This is a genomic window from Streptomyces sp. NPDC043812 (assembly GCF_056436245.1).
In genome coordinates this window covers 128,574-143,970 of record NZ_JBWKCY010000002.1, presented here as the reverse complement: position 1 = coordinate 143,970, position 15,397 = coordinate 128,574, and the positions used below count along the sequence as shown (strand labels likewise).

Genomic DNA, 15,397 nt, shown 5'->3' with positions numbered 1-15,397 from the left:
GTAAGCACGGGGACGGCGAGAGGCAGTGAACATGCCGGAGCAGGCAGTTGACGAGGCGAGCGGTGTGCGCACGGCGCCGCCCGCCGTCCAGGTGGAAGGCCTGTGGAAGCGGTTCGGCGAGCAGATCGCCGTCCAGGGGATCGATCTGACGCTTCCGGCAGGCAGGTTCATCGGACTCGTCGGCCCGAACGGGGCGGGCAAGACGACGACACTGTCCATGGTCACCGGCCTGCTCCGCCCCGACCAGGGGCGGGTGCTCGTCGCCGGTCACGACGTGTGGCGTGACCCGGTCGACGTCAAATCGCGCATCGGCGTACTGCCGGAAGGACTGCGGCTGTTCGAGCGGCTGTCCGGCCGCGAACTGCTCGCGTACAACGGCCGGCTGCGCGGCCTGCCCGGCGACGAGGTCGACAAGCGGGCCACCCAGCTGCTGGACGTCCTGGATCTGGCGGGCGCTCAGCACAAGCTCGTCGTCGACTACTCGACGGGCATGCGCAAGAAGATCGGTCTCGCGGCCGCGCTGCTGCACAATCCCGAAGTCCTGTTCCTGGACGAGCCGTTCGAAGGGGTCGACCCGGTCTCCGCGCAGACGATCCGCGCCGTGCTGGAGCGCTACACCGGCTCGGGCGCGACCGTCGTCTTCTCCAGCCATGTGATGGAGCTGGTCGAGTCGCTGTGCGACTGGGTCGCGGTGATGGCCGCGGGCCGCATCCGGGTGCAGGGACCTCTCGCCGAGGTCCGCGGAGACGCCCCGACGCTGCAGAGCGCGTTCCTGGAGCTCGTAGGTGCGCAGGGACGGGACACGGGCGAGTCGCTGGACTGGCTCGGCGGCGGTGCGCGGTGAGTACCGCTTCCTTGACCCGGGTCTTCGTCGCACTGAAGCTGTCGCTGCTGCGCAACGGGCTGCGCCAGTCGAGCGGCCGCCGTACCGCCTACATCGCCTCCATCGTGTTCACGCTGCTGTTCGCCGCGGGCCAACTGGCCGGGCTGATCCTTTTGCGCGGCGATGCGCACGCCGCGTCGGTCGTGGTGCTGCTCACGGGAGTGCTGGCGCTGGGCTGGGCCGTGATGCCGCTGTTCTTCCCCAGCGGTGACGAGACGCTGGACCCGACGCGACTGGTGATGCTGCCGCTGCGGCCGGGGCCGTTGGTGACGGCACTGCTGGGTGCGTCGGTGGTGGGCATCGGGCCGCTGTTCACGCTGTGCCTGGCGATCGGTTCGGCGTTCGCGCTGGCCCACGGAGCGGCCGCGGTGATCGTCTCCGTGCTCGCCGTGCCGCTGACGCTGCTGGGGTGCGTCGCGCTCGCGCGGGCGGTCGCGGCAGCCAACATCCGGCTGCTGACCTCGCGCAAGGGCCGGGACCTCGCGGTGCTGAGCGGCCTGGTGGTCGCGATCGGCTTCCAGTTCGTGAACTTCGGCGCGCAGCGCATCAGCGACGCGGGCGGTCTGTCCGCGCTGGACCCGGCGGCCGACATCGTCCGGTGGATCCCGCCGGCGTCCGCCGCGGCCGCGGTGGCGGCGGCGGGTGAGGGCTCCTACGGGGTCGCCGCCGCCCAACTCGCCCTGTCCGCACTGGCACTGGCCGCGCTGCTGTGGTGGTGGCAGCACAGCCTGACGAAGCTGATGACGACGCCCGACGGCTCGACTCTGGCCGCGGCGTCGGAGCCGACGCGCAAGGAGTCGGCCACGGGTCTGCACCGGCTGCTGCCGGAGGGCCGCACCGGCACGGTGATGCTGCGCAGCCTGCGCTATGTGTGGCGGGACCCGAAGACGAAGGGTGCGTGGGTGACCTCGCTGGCGGTCGGGCTGATCGTGCCCGTCTTCAACGCGCTGCAGGGTGCAGGCTCGATCTACCTCGCCTGCTTCGCGGCGAGCATGCTCGGCCTGCTCATGTACAACCAGTTCGGCCAGGACACGTCCGCGTTCTGGATGGTGGCGCTGACGATCTCGTCGACGCGCGACGCGTACGCCGAACTGCGTGCCCGCGCCCTGGCGTTGCTGCTCATCACCCTGCCGTTCATGACGCTCGTGGGCGTCGTCACCGTCGCCGTGCTCGGCACCTGGGAGGACCTGCCGGAGGTGCTGGGTCTGTCCTTCGCGTTGCTGGGCGCGATGCTGGCGACGGGTGCGGTGACATCGGCGCTCTTCCCGTACTCCATCCCGCAGGACAGCGCGTACAAGAACGTGGCGCCGGGGCAGGGCGGGCTCGCCTGGATGTCCGTCCTCGGCGGCATCCTGCTGTCGGCGCTGCTGTGCGCCCCGGTGCTGGCGCTGACGATCTGGCTGCATGTCTCCGGATCGGGCGCGCTGTGGCTGCTGCTGCCGGCGGGCTCGGCGTACGGTGCGCTGATCGCCTGGGTGGGTCTGCGGCTGGCGGCTCCCCGGACCGCCATGCGGCTGCCCGAGATCCTGACGGCGGTGAGCAAGGGCTGATCGGGGGCGGGACGGAGAGTGGTCGTCCCGTAACCTGGCGATCATGTCCACGCCACCGCAGAACCCGTACGGTCAGCCGCCGCTCCCCGCGTATCCGCAGCAGGGTTACGGGCAGCCCCAGCAGGCCCCTCACCCGCAGCAGGGCTGGGGCGGGGCTCACCCGCAGCAGGGCTGGGGCGGGCCTCAGCCGCAGCAGGGCTGGGGGCAGCCGCCGCACGGCGGCGCGCCCGGCGGCTGGGGCGCGCCGCGGCCGCCGAAGAAGACCAGCGCGGGCAAGGTCGTGGGCATCACCGTCGGCGCCGTCGTCGGCCTGCTGGTGCTGTCCTGGATCGGCAACAACGGCCTGCCGGGATCGGACACGGGCTTCCCCGGGGCGACGCACGAACTCACCGTCCCGAAGAACCTGCTCGACGGAGCCTACGAACTGGCCGACGACCAGTCGGAGGAGCACCAGGCCGAGGCCACTGCCGACGTGAGCCAGGCCGACGTCCGGGATGCGCGCGCGACCGTGGCCCAGTACACCTCCACCCCCGAAGGCGGTGTCCTGGTCGTCTCCGGGCTGTCCGGCCGCATCAAGGACCCGGACGAGATCCGCGACAACATGCTCGAGGGCTCGGCCACCGCGGACGGCTCCACGCTCGCCAGGCCCGCCGAGGACTTCACGCCGCCCGGATCGGATGTGGAGATCAGCTGCCAGGTCGTGACCGCCGACCAGGCAGGCGGAGCGAAGGGCCAACTCCCCATCTGTGTCTGGGCCGACGACAACACGGCCGCCTCCGTCGCCGTCGTCACGCCGGAGACCGCCACCAAGTCGCCCGAGGACATCGACCTGGCTGCCGCAGCCGCGACGACCGCCGAGGTCCGGTCGGAGATGCGCACACCGATCAGCTGACGCGCCGCACGTTCCACGCGGCCGGGAGGTCGTCGCCGCAGAAGACGCACACGAAGTCCGCCTCGCGCACCACGTTCAGCTCGCGGCAGCTCTCGCAGCGGCGGAAGACGACCTCGTGCGTGAAGCCCTCACCGGGCCGGTCGATGCCCGCCCGGTCGAGGGCGGCGGCGACGGCGTGCCAGGAGTGGAGGTCGGGGCAGTAGCCCGTGGACTGGTTGCTGACGTAGACCGTCTCCCAGGTCGTGCCACTGTGCCGGAAGGCGATCTCACCGGCGCCCGCGACCGCGGCACGGACGCCGCAGGCGACATGTTCGGTGCGCCGGGGAGCCAGTCGCAGGAACGCGTCGGCGTCCACGACATACGTGAACGGCTCGGCGAGATCGGCCGGATGCTGCTGCTCCACCCACGCCTCGAAGTCGTCGGCGGTGCGTATCACCCGGCCCCCGGGCGCGTCCGCCGCGGCGCGCCAGACCTCCGGCGGGCCGACGTAACCGAACCGGCGGGGCCCGTCGGTCGAGATGACGGTCCGTTCGGCGAGGGTGGGCACCCCGTCCCCCGCGAGCGCCACGCGCACGCTGTGCGGCGCATCCATGAAGTCCATGAGCCTGCCGTACTTCTCGACCCACTCGACGACGAGTGTCCCTCCGTCGTACGTCTGCCCGGCCTGCACGATCCCCTCGTTGCACCGCGCGACGCACACGGCCGTGCCGAAAGCGGTCGACTCCACGGTGTGGATGTGCAGTTCGCCGTGCGGCGTCGCGCCCGTCACTGCGTCAGTACTCCGTCGAGGAACGGCTCGATCGCCGTGCGCCAGCCGTCCGGGTGGTCGTAGTGGACGAGATGCCCCGCGTCGGGGACCTCGCCGTACTCCCCGCGGGGCAGCACCCGGACCATCTCCATGGCCTCCGCGCGCCCCAGTTCGCCGTCGAGTCCACGGACCACCAGCGAGGGGCAGCGGACCTGGGCCAGCTCCTCCCAGTGGGCGTCGAACACCCAGGTCTTCCGGGAGGTGAGCATCTGGCGGCGCGAGAACACCGGGCGCCAGCCGTCCGCGCGCTCGGCCATCACCTCGGCGAAGAACTCGCCCCGCGCCGGATTCGGGCGCTCCACCCAGGGGTCGTCCTCGCCGAACCACTTGCGCACATCCGCCAGGGTCGCGAACGGCACCGGCCAGGTGCGGAACCAGTCCTCCCACTCCCGCTGGGACGCCCCTCCCAGCGCCGACGCGCGCATGTCGCAGATGATCAGGGCGCGGACCAGGTCGGGGCGCTTCGCGGCGAGCTGCCAGGCGGTGAGCGCGCCCATCGAGTGGCCGATCAGCGTCACCGGGGCCAGCCCCAGCTGCTCGACGGCCGCCTCCGCGTCCGCCACATACGCCTCGCGGGTGAACGGGCCGTCGGCCGGCTTGTCGCTGCGGCCGTGGCCCCGCTGGTCGAGCGCGACCGCGCGGTGGCGTTCCGCGAGCCAGCGCGCCGTGGGGGCCCAGTGCGAGGCACGGCCCATCAGCCCGTGGAGCAGTAAGACCCCCGGAGCACGTTCATGCTCTCCGCGGCCCTTGGGCGGGTCCGCGAACTCCCAGGCAGCCAGGCGTACGCCGCCGGCTCCGGTCACATCGATGCGCCGCACCATCTGGCCTGGCACCCCCTTCTCTCCCCCGGGTCGAGTAGCTCGTGTCGAGTCAGGCCAGACTATCGAACCTGTATTCGAAAACGTCGTTCTGCCGTGCAACACCCCTCAATCGAGTGACCATGTCCGGGGATTGACGGCGGCTGCCGTGGGGAGATTTTCAGCGGGAGGCGGGCCGCTCGGGGATGACGGTCCGAGGGGATTGACCCTGGGAGCTCGGGGCTCCGGGTCAGCACCGGGGAGGACAGGTCCCGGCGCCGATAGGCGCCGGGACTCCTCCATGTCAGGACATGCGGAGCACACGGCAGGCGCATCACCCTGTCCCCTCCCCGGCAGTGGTCATATGCCTCGACTTCAGGGTGGCACGCGATTCGCCCGGCCGCTGCCATTCCGGACGGAAAACGATTTCGGTCCGATGGAATCGCCCTGCGCCGAGGCGGGACCCGCGCGCACCGAAACGCGCTCGGGCGGCCCGGGAGCATCCGCGCTCCAGGACCGCCCGACCATGTCAACCAGGGGCGACAGGCGTCTGCGCCGCCGACTACCTCTTCGCCACGAAGACGTGCGAGGCGACCTCGGCCTCCAGCTCCGCAGCCTCACCGCTGCTGCCCACCAGCACCCCACCGGCGGACTCCGTCACGCTCACCACCGAACCGGGCTGAACACCCGCCCGGCGCAGCGTGTACATCAGCTGGGCGTCGGTCTGGATCGGCTCGCCGATCCGGCGCACGACGACCGTCTTGCCGTCCGTGCCCGGGTCCAGCTCGGCCAGCGAGACCATGCTGTCGTCCAGGAACGGGTCGGCCTCCGCCTTCTCGCCCAGCTCCTCCAGGCCCGGGATCGGGTTCCCGTACGGCGACTCCGTGGGGTGGCGCAGCAGCTCCAGCACCCGCCGCTCCACCGCCTCGCTCATCACGTGCTCCCAGCGGCACGCCTCCGCGTGGACCTGCTCCCACTCCAGGCCGATCACGTCCACGAGCAGGCACTCGGCGAGACGGTGCTTGCGCATGACGCGCGTGGCCAGCTGCCGGCCTTCGTCGGTCAGCTCCAGGTGCCGGTCGCCCGCCACCGTCACCAGGCCGTCCCGCTCCATGCGCGCCACCGTCTGGCTGACCGTCGGACCACTCTGGTCCAGCCGTTCAGCGATACGGGCCCGCATGGGCACCACACCCTCCTCCTCGAGCTCGAGGATGGTGCGGAGATACATCTCCGTCGTGTCGATCAGTCCGGACATACGTGCCCCTCGATGCTGTGACGTGAAAAAGCAGTCGTGCGCTGGCCCCGGCTCAATTCTTGCGCATCCCGCCGACAACCGTGCCGTTCGCGCCCGAGCCCGTATTGACAGCGCAATGGTCCAGACCGCAACGTGATCCGCGACGCGGATGTTCCCCCGCGCCGGAAATCCTCCGTAGCCACCTCCGGAAAGGGCTCGGCGATGAGCGAGAGCAAGCTGGCCGGTCAGTTCTTCGACGCCGCGATCGGTCTGCTGCAGCGCGTACGGGACGAGGAGTCCGCGAACGTCGCGGCCGCCGGTACGGCCATCGCCGACACCGTCGCCGCGGGCGGCCGGCTCTTCGCGTTCGGCGCGGGCCACTCCTCGCTCGCGGCGCAGGACGTCGTCTACCGCGCGGGCGGCCTCGCACTGATGAACCTGCTGGTCGTACCCGGCACCGTCGGTGTCGACGTCATGCCCGCCACCCTCGGCTCCGCGCTGGAACGCGTCGACGGACTGGCGAGCGCGGTCCTCGACTCCAGCCCCGCCGCAGCCGGCGACCTACTCGTGATCATCTCGCTGTCCGGGCGCAACGCCCTGCCCGTCGAGATGGCGATGAACGCCCGAGCCCTCGGACTCACGGTCATCGGCGTCACCTCCGTGGCCTACGCCCACGAGACCACATCGCGCCACGCCTCCGGCACCTTCCTCAAGGACCACTGCGACGTCGTCCTCGACTCCAGGATCTCCATGGGAGACGCGGAACTCACCCACGAGGGCATCGAGGCGCCGTTCGCACCCGCGTCGACCGTCGTCACCAGCGCACTGATGCAGGCCACGATGGCCGCGGCGGCCGAACAGCTCGTCGAGCGGGGCATCGAGCCGCCGCTGCTCCGCTCGGGCAACGTCGACGGCGGACACGAATGGAACGGCCGCGTGATGACCGAATACCGCGACCGGATCTTCTTCCGCCACTGAGGCAGACGCGGCCCACGGGCCCCCGACCTGCTCGGGCACCCGCGAGACTCAGCTCCCGCCGCCCGCCGAACGCGCCAGATCCAGCGACGCCGCCACCAGCACCGCAAGGCTCTCCGCATACACCGCGTCCGGACGCTCGAACGGCGGGCGGTTCGCCGTGCGGAGAAACGTCACGACGCCCACCGTGCGGCCCCGGCTCCGCAGCGCCGTGCACAGCGCGTGCACCGCGTCCCGCGGCCACTGGCGGCCCGCCGCCCAGTCCCCCGCCGTGCCCTCGGCACCCGCGTCGGCCCGTACCGAACCGATGCGGTCCATCGCCTGGAACGCCGGGTGGCCCGGCGCGTAACGCACCGGCAGTCCGCCGCCCCCGGTCGTCGCCGTCGGCCCCGGCTCACCGGACGGCGACGCCGCCGCCCGCACCAGACGCTGCCCGTCCTCCTCCGCCAGGTCGATCAGCGCATGGTCGGCGAACCCCGCCAGCGCGAAGTCCACATAGACCGTCGCCGCCTCCAACGGATCCTCGCACTCGGCCGCCGCGCGCCCCGCCCGGTGCAGCTGACTCGAACGGAACCGCTGCCGGTCCGCCTCCTGCTCCGCGAGCTTCCCGTCCGTCACATCGTGGAACAGCCACCCCACACCCAGCGGGACCGGCTCCTCCGCGAGCGGCGAGGCGAGCCGCAGAAACCCACTGCGCAGACAGCGACGCTGCTCGCCCTCCGGCGTCGCGATACTCACCCACAGGTCGACCAGCCCACGCGGCGCACCCTCGGCCAGCACATGATGCAGCGCGCCCTCCAGCTCCTCGATGCCCTGCACGACGTCCTCCCCGAGCGGACGCCCCAGCACCGACGCCCGGCCCGCGCCGAGCACCCGACCCGCCTCGCCGTTGACGACGGCCGGGCGCAGATCCACGTCGACCAGGACCACGCCCCAAGAAGCGTCGTCGAAGAGCGCCTCGCTCAGTGCGATGGACCGCTCCAGATCGATCTGTGCATGCACCTCACTGAACGCGCAGTACACGCCCGCCGGCTTCCCGTCGGCGCCGAGCACCCGGGCCGACTGCGTACGCACCAGCACCCGGCCGCCGTCCTTGCGCAGCAGCGCGAACTCGTGCACCTGCCGCCCCGGCGCGTCCATCGCGGCCATCAGCCGCCCCTGCACCTCGCCCGCGTCCGCCCTGCGCACGGCCCACCCGGCGAACCCGCGCCGGCCGACGGCCTCCCCGGCGGACCAGCCGAGGATGCGCTCCGCCTCGCGGTTCCAGTGCGTGACCGTCCCATCGGCGTCGAACGCGCACAACGCGGCATCCATGCCGTCGAGGAGCGCCGCGAGCAGATCGGCGTCGGGCGGCGCGGTCGGCCGCGGACCCGGCTCCGGATCCCCGGCCCCGACCGCGTCGGTGATCTCACTCCTGGAAGCACTCATTCCGGGACCCCCTGCCGGACGCGTCCACGTGTGCTGAAGACCTGAGCCCATTCAACTTCAACGTGACCCAGGACACATACGGTTCCCCGAAATCACCCCCGCCCGAAATCGGGTCGCGCCGGACAGGCCCTAACATGACCGCCCATGCAGATCGACAAGGCCCTGCGCGGGCTGGCCCGCAACCCCGCCCTCCCTGCCGACCTGCTGCGAAGGCTGCTGCACCACCGGGAGGCATGCGGGGAGGTCGCGCGGTGGCGCGCCGATCTGACCGAGGAGACCGTCGCCGAGATCCTCGCGTTCGACGACGACTGGCGCACCCTGTGCCTCGCCGGCAACGAGAACCTGCCGCAGTCCGCCCGTACCGCCCTCGCCCGCAGCACCGACGTCCTGGTCCGCGGAACCCTCGCCGCCCGGATCCGGGACCTGCCCGAAGAGGCGGTCGCCCTCCTCGCCGAGGACGCGTCCCCACGCGTACGCGCCAGGATCGCGGCCGACGACCGCACCCCCGCCACCCTCCGCACCCGCCTCGCACACGACCCCGACCCGCACGTGCGTGCCGAAGCGGCGCGCACCTGGGCCGGCGCCCCGGAGGAGCTGCGCCGCGATCTGCTGACCGACGACGACCCGCACGTCCGCGCGGCGGCCTGCGAGGCGGCCTGCGCCCCGCCGCCCGATCTGCACCCGGCCCTGCTCGCCGACCCCGCGACCCGAGCCGCCGTCGTCCGCCACCTCGCGCCGGACCCGGCCCTGGCGAAGGAGCTGGCGACCGACGAGGACGAGCCGGTGCGCAGGGCGTTCGCCGCCCACCCCGGCCTGCCCCCCGAGCTGCGTGCGACCCTGGCCCGCGACAGCTCGCCGCTGGTCCGCGCCGAGATCCTGCTCCGCGCGGACACCACCGCCGACGTGCACGCGGAGATACGCAACGGCCTGACGGCGGGCGCGGCCCGCGCGGACGCCGCCTTCGCGGTCACCGAGGACGACCTGCTGTGCCGGGCCGCCCTGGACACGATCGCCTCCCGCACGGCCGGCCCCGACACCGACCCGGCCCCGCCGGACCTCGCAGCCTCGCTCGCGCCCGACCTGGCGACGCGTCTGGCGGCCGACGACGACGTCCGGATCCGCCGCGAGGCAGCGACCCATCCCGACCTGCCGGTCGCGGCACTGCGTGCGCTGCTGGCGGACGACGACGAGGACGAGTCGGTGGTCAGAGCGGCGGCGAGCTCCCCGGCACTGCCCGTGGAGGCGATGGAGGAGCTGCTCACGCAAGCGCGACTTTGATCGCCGGCACGGGAACCGGTCGAGCGTCGCACGGCTGTTCCAGAGTCATGCGATGGAGCGAAGCTCTCTCATCCGCCGATCCGCCGCGCCGCACAGCGTCTAGCGTCATGGTGATTTCGGACTCGTGAGGTCACTCGCTCCCCGGCTCGAGCCGGACACGCTCTTCGAGCGCTCGGAGTGACCAGCCCCAGTCATCGTGATCACAAGATCGGCGAGGTGCGCGTGATGGCTACGTTTCCTGTAGGTGAGCAGACCCACCAGGCTGTGCTTCCTCAGCAGCCTGCTCTGGAATCCGTGGGAGCAGACAACCCTGGGAGCAGGGACGAAACGGCTCACGGACGCCCCGCACGCGTGCGGGACACCGGCACGGGACATGGGCGAGGGGAGACCGGCGGGAGACGCACCGAGTCCCGTCGGCGTCACGCCGTACAGGCAGAGACCAGGAGCGGTGACGCTCCCTCGTACCGATCCGGGCGGGTCTTCGTCCTCGCCAGGGATGGATCCCCACTGATGCCATGCCATCCGGCCCGTGCACGGGAACTGCTGAGGAGGGGGGCGGCAGTGGTTGCGCGGTATGCGCCGTTCACCATTCACCTGAGGACCCGCACACGCGCCCACTCCGAGGTCGCGGGCGTGCAACTGCGGTTGGACCCCGGCTCCGGGTACACCGGCATGTCGATCACCGACACCAAGGCGGAGCGGGACGCTGCCCGAGGAGTAGTCACCGTTCGGCGCGGGCTCGTCGCCGTCGAGCTCCGGCACCGCGGAGACCGCATCCGCAACGCCATGACGAAGCGTGCGGGATACCGCCGAAGGCGGCGTTCTGCGAATTGCCGCTATCGAGCACCCAGATACGTGAACCGCAGCCGCCCCAAGGGCTGGTTGCCCCCGTCGCTCAGGCACCGTGTCGACAGCACAGTCTCGGTCGTGGGCCGTCTGTGCCGTTACGCACCGATCACCGAGATTCACATCGAGCAGGTTGCTTTCGACACCCACGCAATGAGTGAGGGACGGAGCCTGAGCGCAGCCGAATACAGGAACGGCACTCTCGCCGGTTACGAGATCCGTGAATATCTGCTTGCAAAATGGGGACGCTCCTGCTCCTACTGCGGGTCACCGGCGTTCCGCTGAACATCGAACACATCCGATCCCGAAGCCGTGGCGGTTCCGATCGCCTGTCGAATCTGACGCTCGCTTGTGTCAGCTGCAACGAAGCCAAAGGATCCCGCCCCGTTGAGGACTTCCTGAAGCGTCGGTGGGAGCGGCTGAGAAGTGTCCTGCGACAGGCCCGTAGTCCGTTGTCCGATGCAGCGGCGATGAACGCGACGCGAGCACAGTTGATCCGCGCTCTCGGCACGCTCGGGCCGACCTTGCACGGATGGACCGCTGCGCGCACGAAGTGGAACCGCAGCGTCACGGGCCTGCCCAAGTCCCACACCCTCGACGCGCTGTCCGTCGGGCTCCTGGAGCAGGCAAGCGGGGACACCATCGTCCGGGTGCCCCAACAGGTATGCGTCGTCAAAGCCCAGGGGCGCGGAGTGTATGCCCGCACGACCCCTGACCGCTTCGGCTTCCCCCGGCTGCAGCGCCCGCGCAACAAGCGGCACCACGGATTCGCCACCGGTGACCTGGTGCGCGCCGCAGTGCCGAACGGCCGCTGGAAAGGGATGTGGATCGGGCGGGTCGCAGTCCGCGCTTCGGGCCGCCACAGCGTGGCGATCCCACCGGGCCGCGTCAACGTTTCACATCAGAATCTGCAGCTCATCCAGCGTGCGGACGGTTACTCGTACAGCGAAGAAAGAGAGATCCGATAAAACGGGTTGATCCCCCCTGCAGTGGCGCCTATCGTCTGTGCCACGCTCAGAAAGGAGGTGATCCGGAAGTGATTTCTTACCGGACAAGCGAGGTGACTGCGGGCTAACGGCCTGCCGTCGCACTCTGTGCACCTCGGCAGGCCGCCTGCCGAACACCCAAGCAGTCACCCGACCCGTGGGCCGCCGGTAAGTCCGGCCGGCTTCCTCCGTCCGGACGGAGGGACCAAGGCCCACGGGTCGTCTGCGTTCCCGGCGCCTCAGGGCGCCAGGCGCTGCACCGTCCAGCCGCCGTCGTTGCGCACATAGCGCAGGCGGTCGTGGAGCCGGTTCTCGTGGCCCTGCCAGAACTCGACCGCGTCGGGCACGACCCGGATGCCGCCCCAGTGCGCGGGCGCCGGGACCTGTTCGCCTTCCGGGTAGCGCCCGGCCAGTTCCTCGTAGCGGCGCAGCAGTTCGTCGCGGGAGTCGATCACCGTCGACTGGTCGCTCGCCCAGGCGCCGAGCTGGGAGCCGTGCGGACGGCTGCGGAAGTACGCGGCGGTCTCGTCGCGGCCGATGCGGGACGCGGTCCCGGTGACGATGATCTGGCGGGCCAGCGGATGCCAGGGGAAGAGCAGCGAGACGTACGGGTTGGCGGCGATCTCGCGGCCCTTGCGGGAGTCGTAGTTCGTGTAGAAGACGAAGCCCCGCTCGTCGTACTGCTTGAGCAGGACCGTCCGCGAGGAGGGCCGGCCGTCGGGCGTGGCCGTGGCGATGATCATGGCGTTGGGCTCGTGCAGCGCGGCGGCCGCGGCCTCGGCGAACCAGTGGGCGAACTGCTCCATGGGCCCCGCGGCAAGCGTGGTCTCGTCGAGCGGGGTGGAGCGGTACTGCTCGCGCATCACGGCGGGGTCCGGGACGACGAGCTCGGTGTCGGCCGGGTCGGGCAGGGGGAGCCCGGAGACGGTCACGTCCGGGGCGGAGGGCTCGTGGGCGGCGTGGTCGGTCACGGGGACATCCTGCCGCAGGGCCCAGTTTGCCCGGCACGCAGTGCCCTCAACCCACTTACGGAAAGTGAGGCAGTGTGCCGGATGTCACGCTTCCCCGCACCGGGCGGACCCGCCAAAATCTTGGGTCGGGCCACTGTGGCCTCTATACAGCAGGGGATATCGTGCCTGCTCCCCGACGGTTGGGTGACCACCGACCGCACGGGGCATCACCGGGGTGACCGACCCCGTCGTACACATCGTGTCGTACACATCTCGAGGAGCCGCCTGATGTCCGACTTCGTACCTGGACTCGAAGGAGTCGTCGCGTTCGAGACGGAGATCGCCGAACCCGACAAGGAGGGCGGCTCGCTCCGCTACCGCGGCGTCGACATCGAGGACCTGGTGGGTCATGTCTCCTTCGGCAACGTGTGGGGCCTGCTCGTCGACGGGGCGTTCAATCCGGGGCTGCCGGCCGCGGAGCCGTTCCCGATCCCGGTCCATTCGGGTGACATCCGGGTCGACGTGCAGTCGGCGCTGGCGATGCTCGCGCCGGTGTGGGGCCTGAAACCGCTGCTCGACATCGACGAGGCGCAGGCTCGTGACGATCTGGCGCGCGCGGCCGTGATGGCTCTGTCGTACGTGGCACAGAGTGCGCGCGGCCAGGGGCTGCCGATGGTGCCGCAGAGCGAGATCGACAAGGCGCAGTCCGTCGTCGAGCGGTTCATGATCCGCTGGCGTGGCGAGCCGGACCCGAGGCACGTCAAGGCTGTCGACGCCTACTGGACCTCGGCCGCCGAGCACGGCATGAACGCGTCCACGTTCACCGCCCGCGTCATCGCTTCGACCGGCGCCGATGTGGCGGCCGCGCTGTCGGGTGCCGTGGGCGCCATGTCCGGTCCGCTGCACGGGGGTGCGCCGTCCCGCGTCCTCGGCATGATCGAGGAGATCGAGCGGACCGGCGACGCGACGGCGTATGTGAAGCGCGCCCTGGACAAGGGCGAGCGGCTCATGGGCTTCGGTCACCGCGTCTACCGCGCCGAGGACCCGCGCGCACGCGTGCTGCGCCGCACGGCGAAGGAGCTCGCCGCGCCGCGGTTCGAGGTGGCCGAGGCGTTGGAGAAGGCGGCGCTGGAGGAGCTGCACAACCGTCGCCCTGACCGGGTGCTGGCGACGAACGTGGAGTTCTGGGCGGCGATCATGCTGGACTTCGCCGAGGTCCCGGCGCACATGTTCACGTCGATGTTCACCTGTGCCCGTACGGCGGGTTGGTCGGCGCACATCCTGGAACAGAAGCGCACGGGCCGGCTGGTGCGCCCGTCGGCGCGCTACGTGGGCCCGGCCGGGCGCGACCCGCGCGAGATCGTGGGCTACGAGGACATCGCGGACCTGGTCGGCTGAGGAGGGACCGCCCGCCGCCCCGCGCGGCGGGCGGTGTCCGACGCACGACGGCTCTCAGCCCAGTGCCTCGTCGATCAGTGCGGCCCACTGGGCCACCACTCTGCGGCGGCGGGCCGCGTCGTCGGTGAGGACGTTGGCGAGGCCGAGGCCGCGGGCCATGTCGAGCAGGCCCTGGACGGTTTCGCGCACGCCAGGGCGGGACTCGTCCGCGGCCAGCAGGCCGACGGCGATCCGGTGGGTCTCCCGGCCGACCTTCGCCTCCAGTTCCGTGACGCGCGGCCGCAGCTGCTCCTCGTTCGACGCGGCCACCCACAGCTGGAGCGCGGCACGGAACAGCGGCCCGATGTAGAGGTCGACGAGGGCGGCGACGACCTCGGGACGGTTCTGCGAGGGCAGTTGGCGCAGCGCCTGCGAACGTTCCTCGGCGACGTACTCGACCGCCGCCGTGAACAGATCCTCCCGGGTGGGGAAGTGGTGCTGCGCCGCGCCGCGGGAGACACCGGCGCGCTCGGCGACCACCGAGACGGTGGAGCCGGCCCAGCCGACCTCGGCGAGGCAGGCCACGGCGGCCTCCAGCAGCCGCTGTCGGGTCGCCCGGCTGCGGTCCTGCTTCGGCGCCTTCGTCGCCGTAGGTGATGTCACAACACCCATGCGGGGTCCCGTCGTTCGAGAAATGCCGTCACCCCTTCGCGCGCCTCGGCCGACGCGAAGAGCGTCGCCGAGCGCTGCACCAGGTCTTCGGCGTCCCGGTCGAAGGTCTCCAGCACCCTAGCCGTGACCAGCTGTTTCGATGCTGTCAGCCCCTGCGGCGAGGCTTTGCGCAGCCCGTCGAGCAGGGGCGCGAGTGCCTCGTCCACGTCGTCGGCCGCAAGGGTGAGCAGCCCGGTGCGGGCCGCTTCCGACGCGCCGAAACGCTCCCCGGTCAGGTAGTAGCGTTCGGCGGCCCTCGGGTCCATGCGCGGCAGCAGGGGCAGCGAGATCACGGCGGGGGCGACACCGATGCGCACCTCCGTGAAGGCGAAGTCGGAGTCCGTCGTCGCCGCCGCGATGTCGCATGCGCCGACCAGGCCGAGGCCGCCGGCGCGGACATGGCCGGTGATCCGCGCCACCACCGGTTTGGGCAGGGTCACGATCTGCCGCAGCAGCGCCACGAAGGTGTACGGGCTGGGCGGGTTCCTCAGATCGGCGCCCGCGCTGAACGTGGTGCCGGTGTGGGTGAGGACCACGGCCCGTACGGATTCGTCCTTGGCGCAGTCGCCGAGCGCGTCGGCCAGGTCGCCGACGAGCCGCGCCGACAGCGCGTTGCGGTTGGCCGGTGAGTCCAGCGTGAGGGTGGCGATGCCCCGGTCATGGGTGGTGGCGATGGTCATGT

The 15,397-nt window shown here is 71.4% G+C and carries 15 protein-coding genes; 8 read left to right on the top strand and 7 right to left on the bottom strand.

All coding sequences use genetic code 11. The features are described from left to right. Positions 1 to 31: 31 nt before the first annotated feature. Genes AC067Z_RS03320 through AC067Z_RS03310 form a run of 3 tightly spaced genes read left to right on the top strand, consistent with a single transcriptional unit; the run spans position 32 to position 3,325 of the window. Complete coding sequence (locus AC067Z_RS03320) at positions 32 to 844, top strand: ABC transporter ATP-binding protein (protein ID WP_478787720.1); 813 nt, start codon at positions 32 to 34, stop codon at positions 842 to 844. Continuing rightward, a complete protein-coding gene (locus tag AC067Z_RS03315; protein WP_478788044.1) occupies positions 820 to 2,433 on the top strand; it encodes a transporter in 1,614 nt (537 codons plus the stop codon). Before AC067Z_RS03320 ends, AC067Z_RS03315 begins: the two co-directional genes overlap by 25 nt. A 43-nt stretch (positions 2,434 to 2,476) precedes the next feature. Beyond that, complete coding sequence (locus AC067Z_RS03310) at positions 2,477 to 3,325, top strand: hypothetical protein (RefSeq protein WP_478787719.1); 849 nt, start codon at positions 2,477 to 2,479, stop codon at positions 3,323 to 3,325. On the opposite strand, the gene AC067Z_RS03305 is transcribed toward AC067Z_RS03310, so the two are convergent. The 3 genes from AC067Z_RS03305 to AC067Z_RS03295 all read right to left on the bottom strand — a co-directional run bounded on the left by AC067Z_RS03305 (position 3,318) and on the right by AC067Z_RS03295 (position 6,185). Then, the gene (locus AC067Z_RS03305; RefSeq protein ID WP_478787718.1) at positions 3,318 to 4,094 is read right to left on the bottom strand and encodes a hypothetical protein; all 777 of its coding nucleotides are present in this window, start codon (positions 4,092 to 4,094) and stop codon (positions 3,318 to 3,320) included. The genes AC067Z_RS03310 and AC067Z_RS03305 overlap by 8 nt on opposite strands. Further along, the gene (locus AC067Z_RS03300; protein WP_478788043.1) at positions 4,091 to 4,954 is read right to left on the bottom strand and encodes an alpha/beta fold hydrolase; all 864 of its coding nucleotides are present in this window, start codon (positions 4,952 to 4,954) and stop codon (positions 4,091 to 4,093) included. The genes AC067Z_RS03305 and AC067Z_RS03300 overlap by 4 nt, the downstream gene beginning before the upstream one ends. A 538-nt stretch (positions 4,955 to 5,492) precedes the next feature. Beyond that, entirely contained in the window at positions 5,493 to 6,185 is a 693-nt protein-coding gene (locus AC067Z_RS03295) for an iron-dependent transcriptional repressor DtxR (protein ID WP_478787717.1), read from the bottom strand. Between the two features lie 201 nt (positions 6,186 to 6,386). Between AC067Z_RS03295 and AC067Z_RS03290 the strand changes: the two genes are divergently transcribed. Continuing rightward, positions 6,387 to 7,142 carry an SIS domain-containing protein gene (locus AC067Z_RS03290; protein WP_478787716.1) on the top strand — a complete coding sequence of 252 codons (756 nt, stop codon included), beginning with the start codon at positions 6,387 to 6,389 and terminating at the stop codon, positions 7,140 to 7,142. 48 nt (positions 7,143 to 7,190) lie between these two features. On the opposite strand, the gene AC067Z_RS03285 is transcribed toward AC067Z_RS03290, so the two are convergent. After that, positions 7,191 to 8,567 carry a PAS domain-containing protein gene (locus AC067Z_RS03285; RefSeq protein WP_478787715.1) on the bottom strand — a complete coding sequence of 459 codons (1,377 nt, stop codon included), beginning with the start codon at positions 8,565 to 8,567 and terminating at the stop codon, positions 7,191 to 7,193. 144 nt (positions 8,568 to 8,711) lie between these two features. Here AC067Z_RS03285 and AC067Z_RS03280 point away from each other — a divergent pair, with 144 nt between their 5' ends. From AC067Z_RS03280 to AC067Z_RS03270, 3 genes are all read left to right on the top strand, one after another. Next, positions 8,712 to 9,845 carry a hypothetical protein gene (locus AC067Z_RS03280; protein ID WP_478787714.1) on the top strand — a complete coding sequence of 378 codons (1,134 nt, stop codon included), beginning with the start codon at positions 8,712 to 8,714 and terminating at the stop codon, positions 9,843 to 9,845. A gap of 225 nt (positions 9,846 to 10,070) precedes the next feature. Further along, positions 10,071 to 10,976, top strand: coding sequence for an RNA-guided endonuclease IscB (gene iscB / locus AC067Z_RS03275; RefSeq protein WP_478787713.1), 906 nt, complete (start codon positions 10,071 to 10,073; stop codon positions 10,974 to 10,976). Then, positions 10,931 to 11,659: an HNH endonuclease gene (locus tag AC067Z_RS03270; RefSeq protein ID WP_478787712.1), complete on the top strand. Its 729-nt coding sequence runs from the start codon at positions 10,931 to 10,933 to the stop codon at positions 11,657 to 11,659. Before iscB ends, AC067Z_RS03270 begins: the two co-directional genes overlap by 46 nt. Positions 11,660 to 11,916: 257 nt before the next feature. On the opposite strand, the gene pdxH is transcribed toward AC067Z_RS03270, so the two are convergent. Continuing rightward, the gene (gene pdxH / locus AC067Z_RS03265) at positions 11,917 to 12,540 is read right to left on the bottom strand and encodes a pyridoxamine 5'-phosphate oxidase (RefSeq protein ID WP_478788042.1); all 624 of its coding nucleotides are present in this window, start codon (positions 12,538 to 12,540) and stop codon (positions 11,917 to 11,919) included. A gap of 375 nt (positions 12,541 to 12,915) precedes the next feature. On the opposite strand from pdxH, the gene AC067Z_RS03260 reads away from it, so the two are divergent. Further along, positions 12,916 to 14,025 (top strand): citrate synthase 2, encoded by a 1,110-nt coding sequence (locus tag AC067Z_RS03260; protein WP_478787711.1) that lies wholly within the window; start codon positions 12,916 to 12,918, stop codon positions 14,023 to 14,025. 54 nt (positions 14,026 to 14,079) lie between these two features. On the opposite strand, the gene AC067Z_RS03255 is transcribed toward AC067Z_RS03260, so the two are convergent. Beyond that, positions 14,080 to 14,676, bottom strand: coding sequence for a TetR/AcrR family transcriptional regulator (locus AC067Z_RS03255; RefSeq protein ID WP_478787710.1), 597 nt, complete (start codon positions 14,674 to 14,676; stop codon positions 14,080 to 14,082). Continuing rightward, positions 14,664 to 15,395, bottom strand: coding sequence for an enoyl-CoA hydratase family protein (locus AC067Z_RS03250; RefSeq protein ID WP_478787709.1), 732 nt, complete (start codon positions 15,393 to 15,395; stop codon positions 14,664 to 14,666). The genes AC067Z_RS03255 and AC067Z_RS03250 overlap by 13 nt, the downstream gene beginning before the upstream one ends. Between the last annotated feature and the right edge of the window lie 2 nt (positions 15,396 to 15,397).

Coding starts and splice junctions, on each gene's coding strand:
- AC067Z_RS03255 (WP_478787710.1), bottom strand. CDS start 14,676: ATGGGTGTTGTGACATCACCTACGGCGACGAAGGCGCCGAAGCAGGAC.
- AC067Z_RS03280 (WP_478787714.1), top strand. CDS start 8,712: ATGCAGATCGACAAGGCCCTGCGCGGGCTGGCCCGCAACCCCGCCCTC.
- pdxH (WP_478788042.1), bottom strand. CDS start 12,540: ATGCGCGAGCAGTACCGCTCCACCCCGCTCGACGAGACCACGCTTGCC.
- AC067Z_RS03270 (WP_478787712.1), top strand. CDS start 10,931: ATGGGGACGCTCCTGCTCCTACTGCGGGTCACCGGCGTTCCGCTGAAC.
- AC067Z_RS03260 (WP_478787711.1), top strand. CDS start 12,916: ATGTCCGACTTCGTACCTGGACTCGAAGGAGTCGTCGCGTTCGAGACG.
- AC067Z_RS03290 (WP_478787716.1), top strand. CDS start 6,387: ATGAGCGAGAGCAAGCTGGCCGGTCAGTTCTTCGACGCCGCGATCGGT.
- AC067Z_RS03295 (WP_478787717.1), bottom strand. CDS start 6,185: ATGTCCGGACTGATCGACACGACGGAGATGTATCTCCGCACCATCCTC.
- AC067Z_RS03320 (WP_478787720.1), top strand. CDS start 32: ATGCCGGAGCAGGCAGTTGACGAGGCGAGCGGTGTGCGCACGGCGCCG.
- AC067Z_RS03285 (WP_478787715.1), bottom strand. CDS start 8,567: ATGAGTGCTTCCAGGAGTGAGATCACCGACGCGGTCGGGGCCGGGGAT.
- AC067Z_RS03310 (WP_478787719.1), top strand. CDS start 2,477: ATGTCCACGCCACCGCAGAACCCGTACGGTCAGCCGCCGCTCCCCGCG.
- AC067Z_RS03250 (WP_478787709.1), bottom strand. CDS start 15,395: ATGACCATCGCCACCACCCATGACCGGGGCATCGCCACCCTCACGCTG.
- iscB (WP_478787713.1), top strand. CDS start 10,071: ATGGCTACGTTTCCTGTAGGTGAGCAGACCCACCAGGCTGTGCTTCCT.
- AC067Z_RS03300 (WP_478788043.1), bottom strand. CDS start 4,954: ATGGTGCGGCGCATCGATGTGACCGGAGCCGGCGGCGTACGCCTGGCT.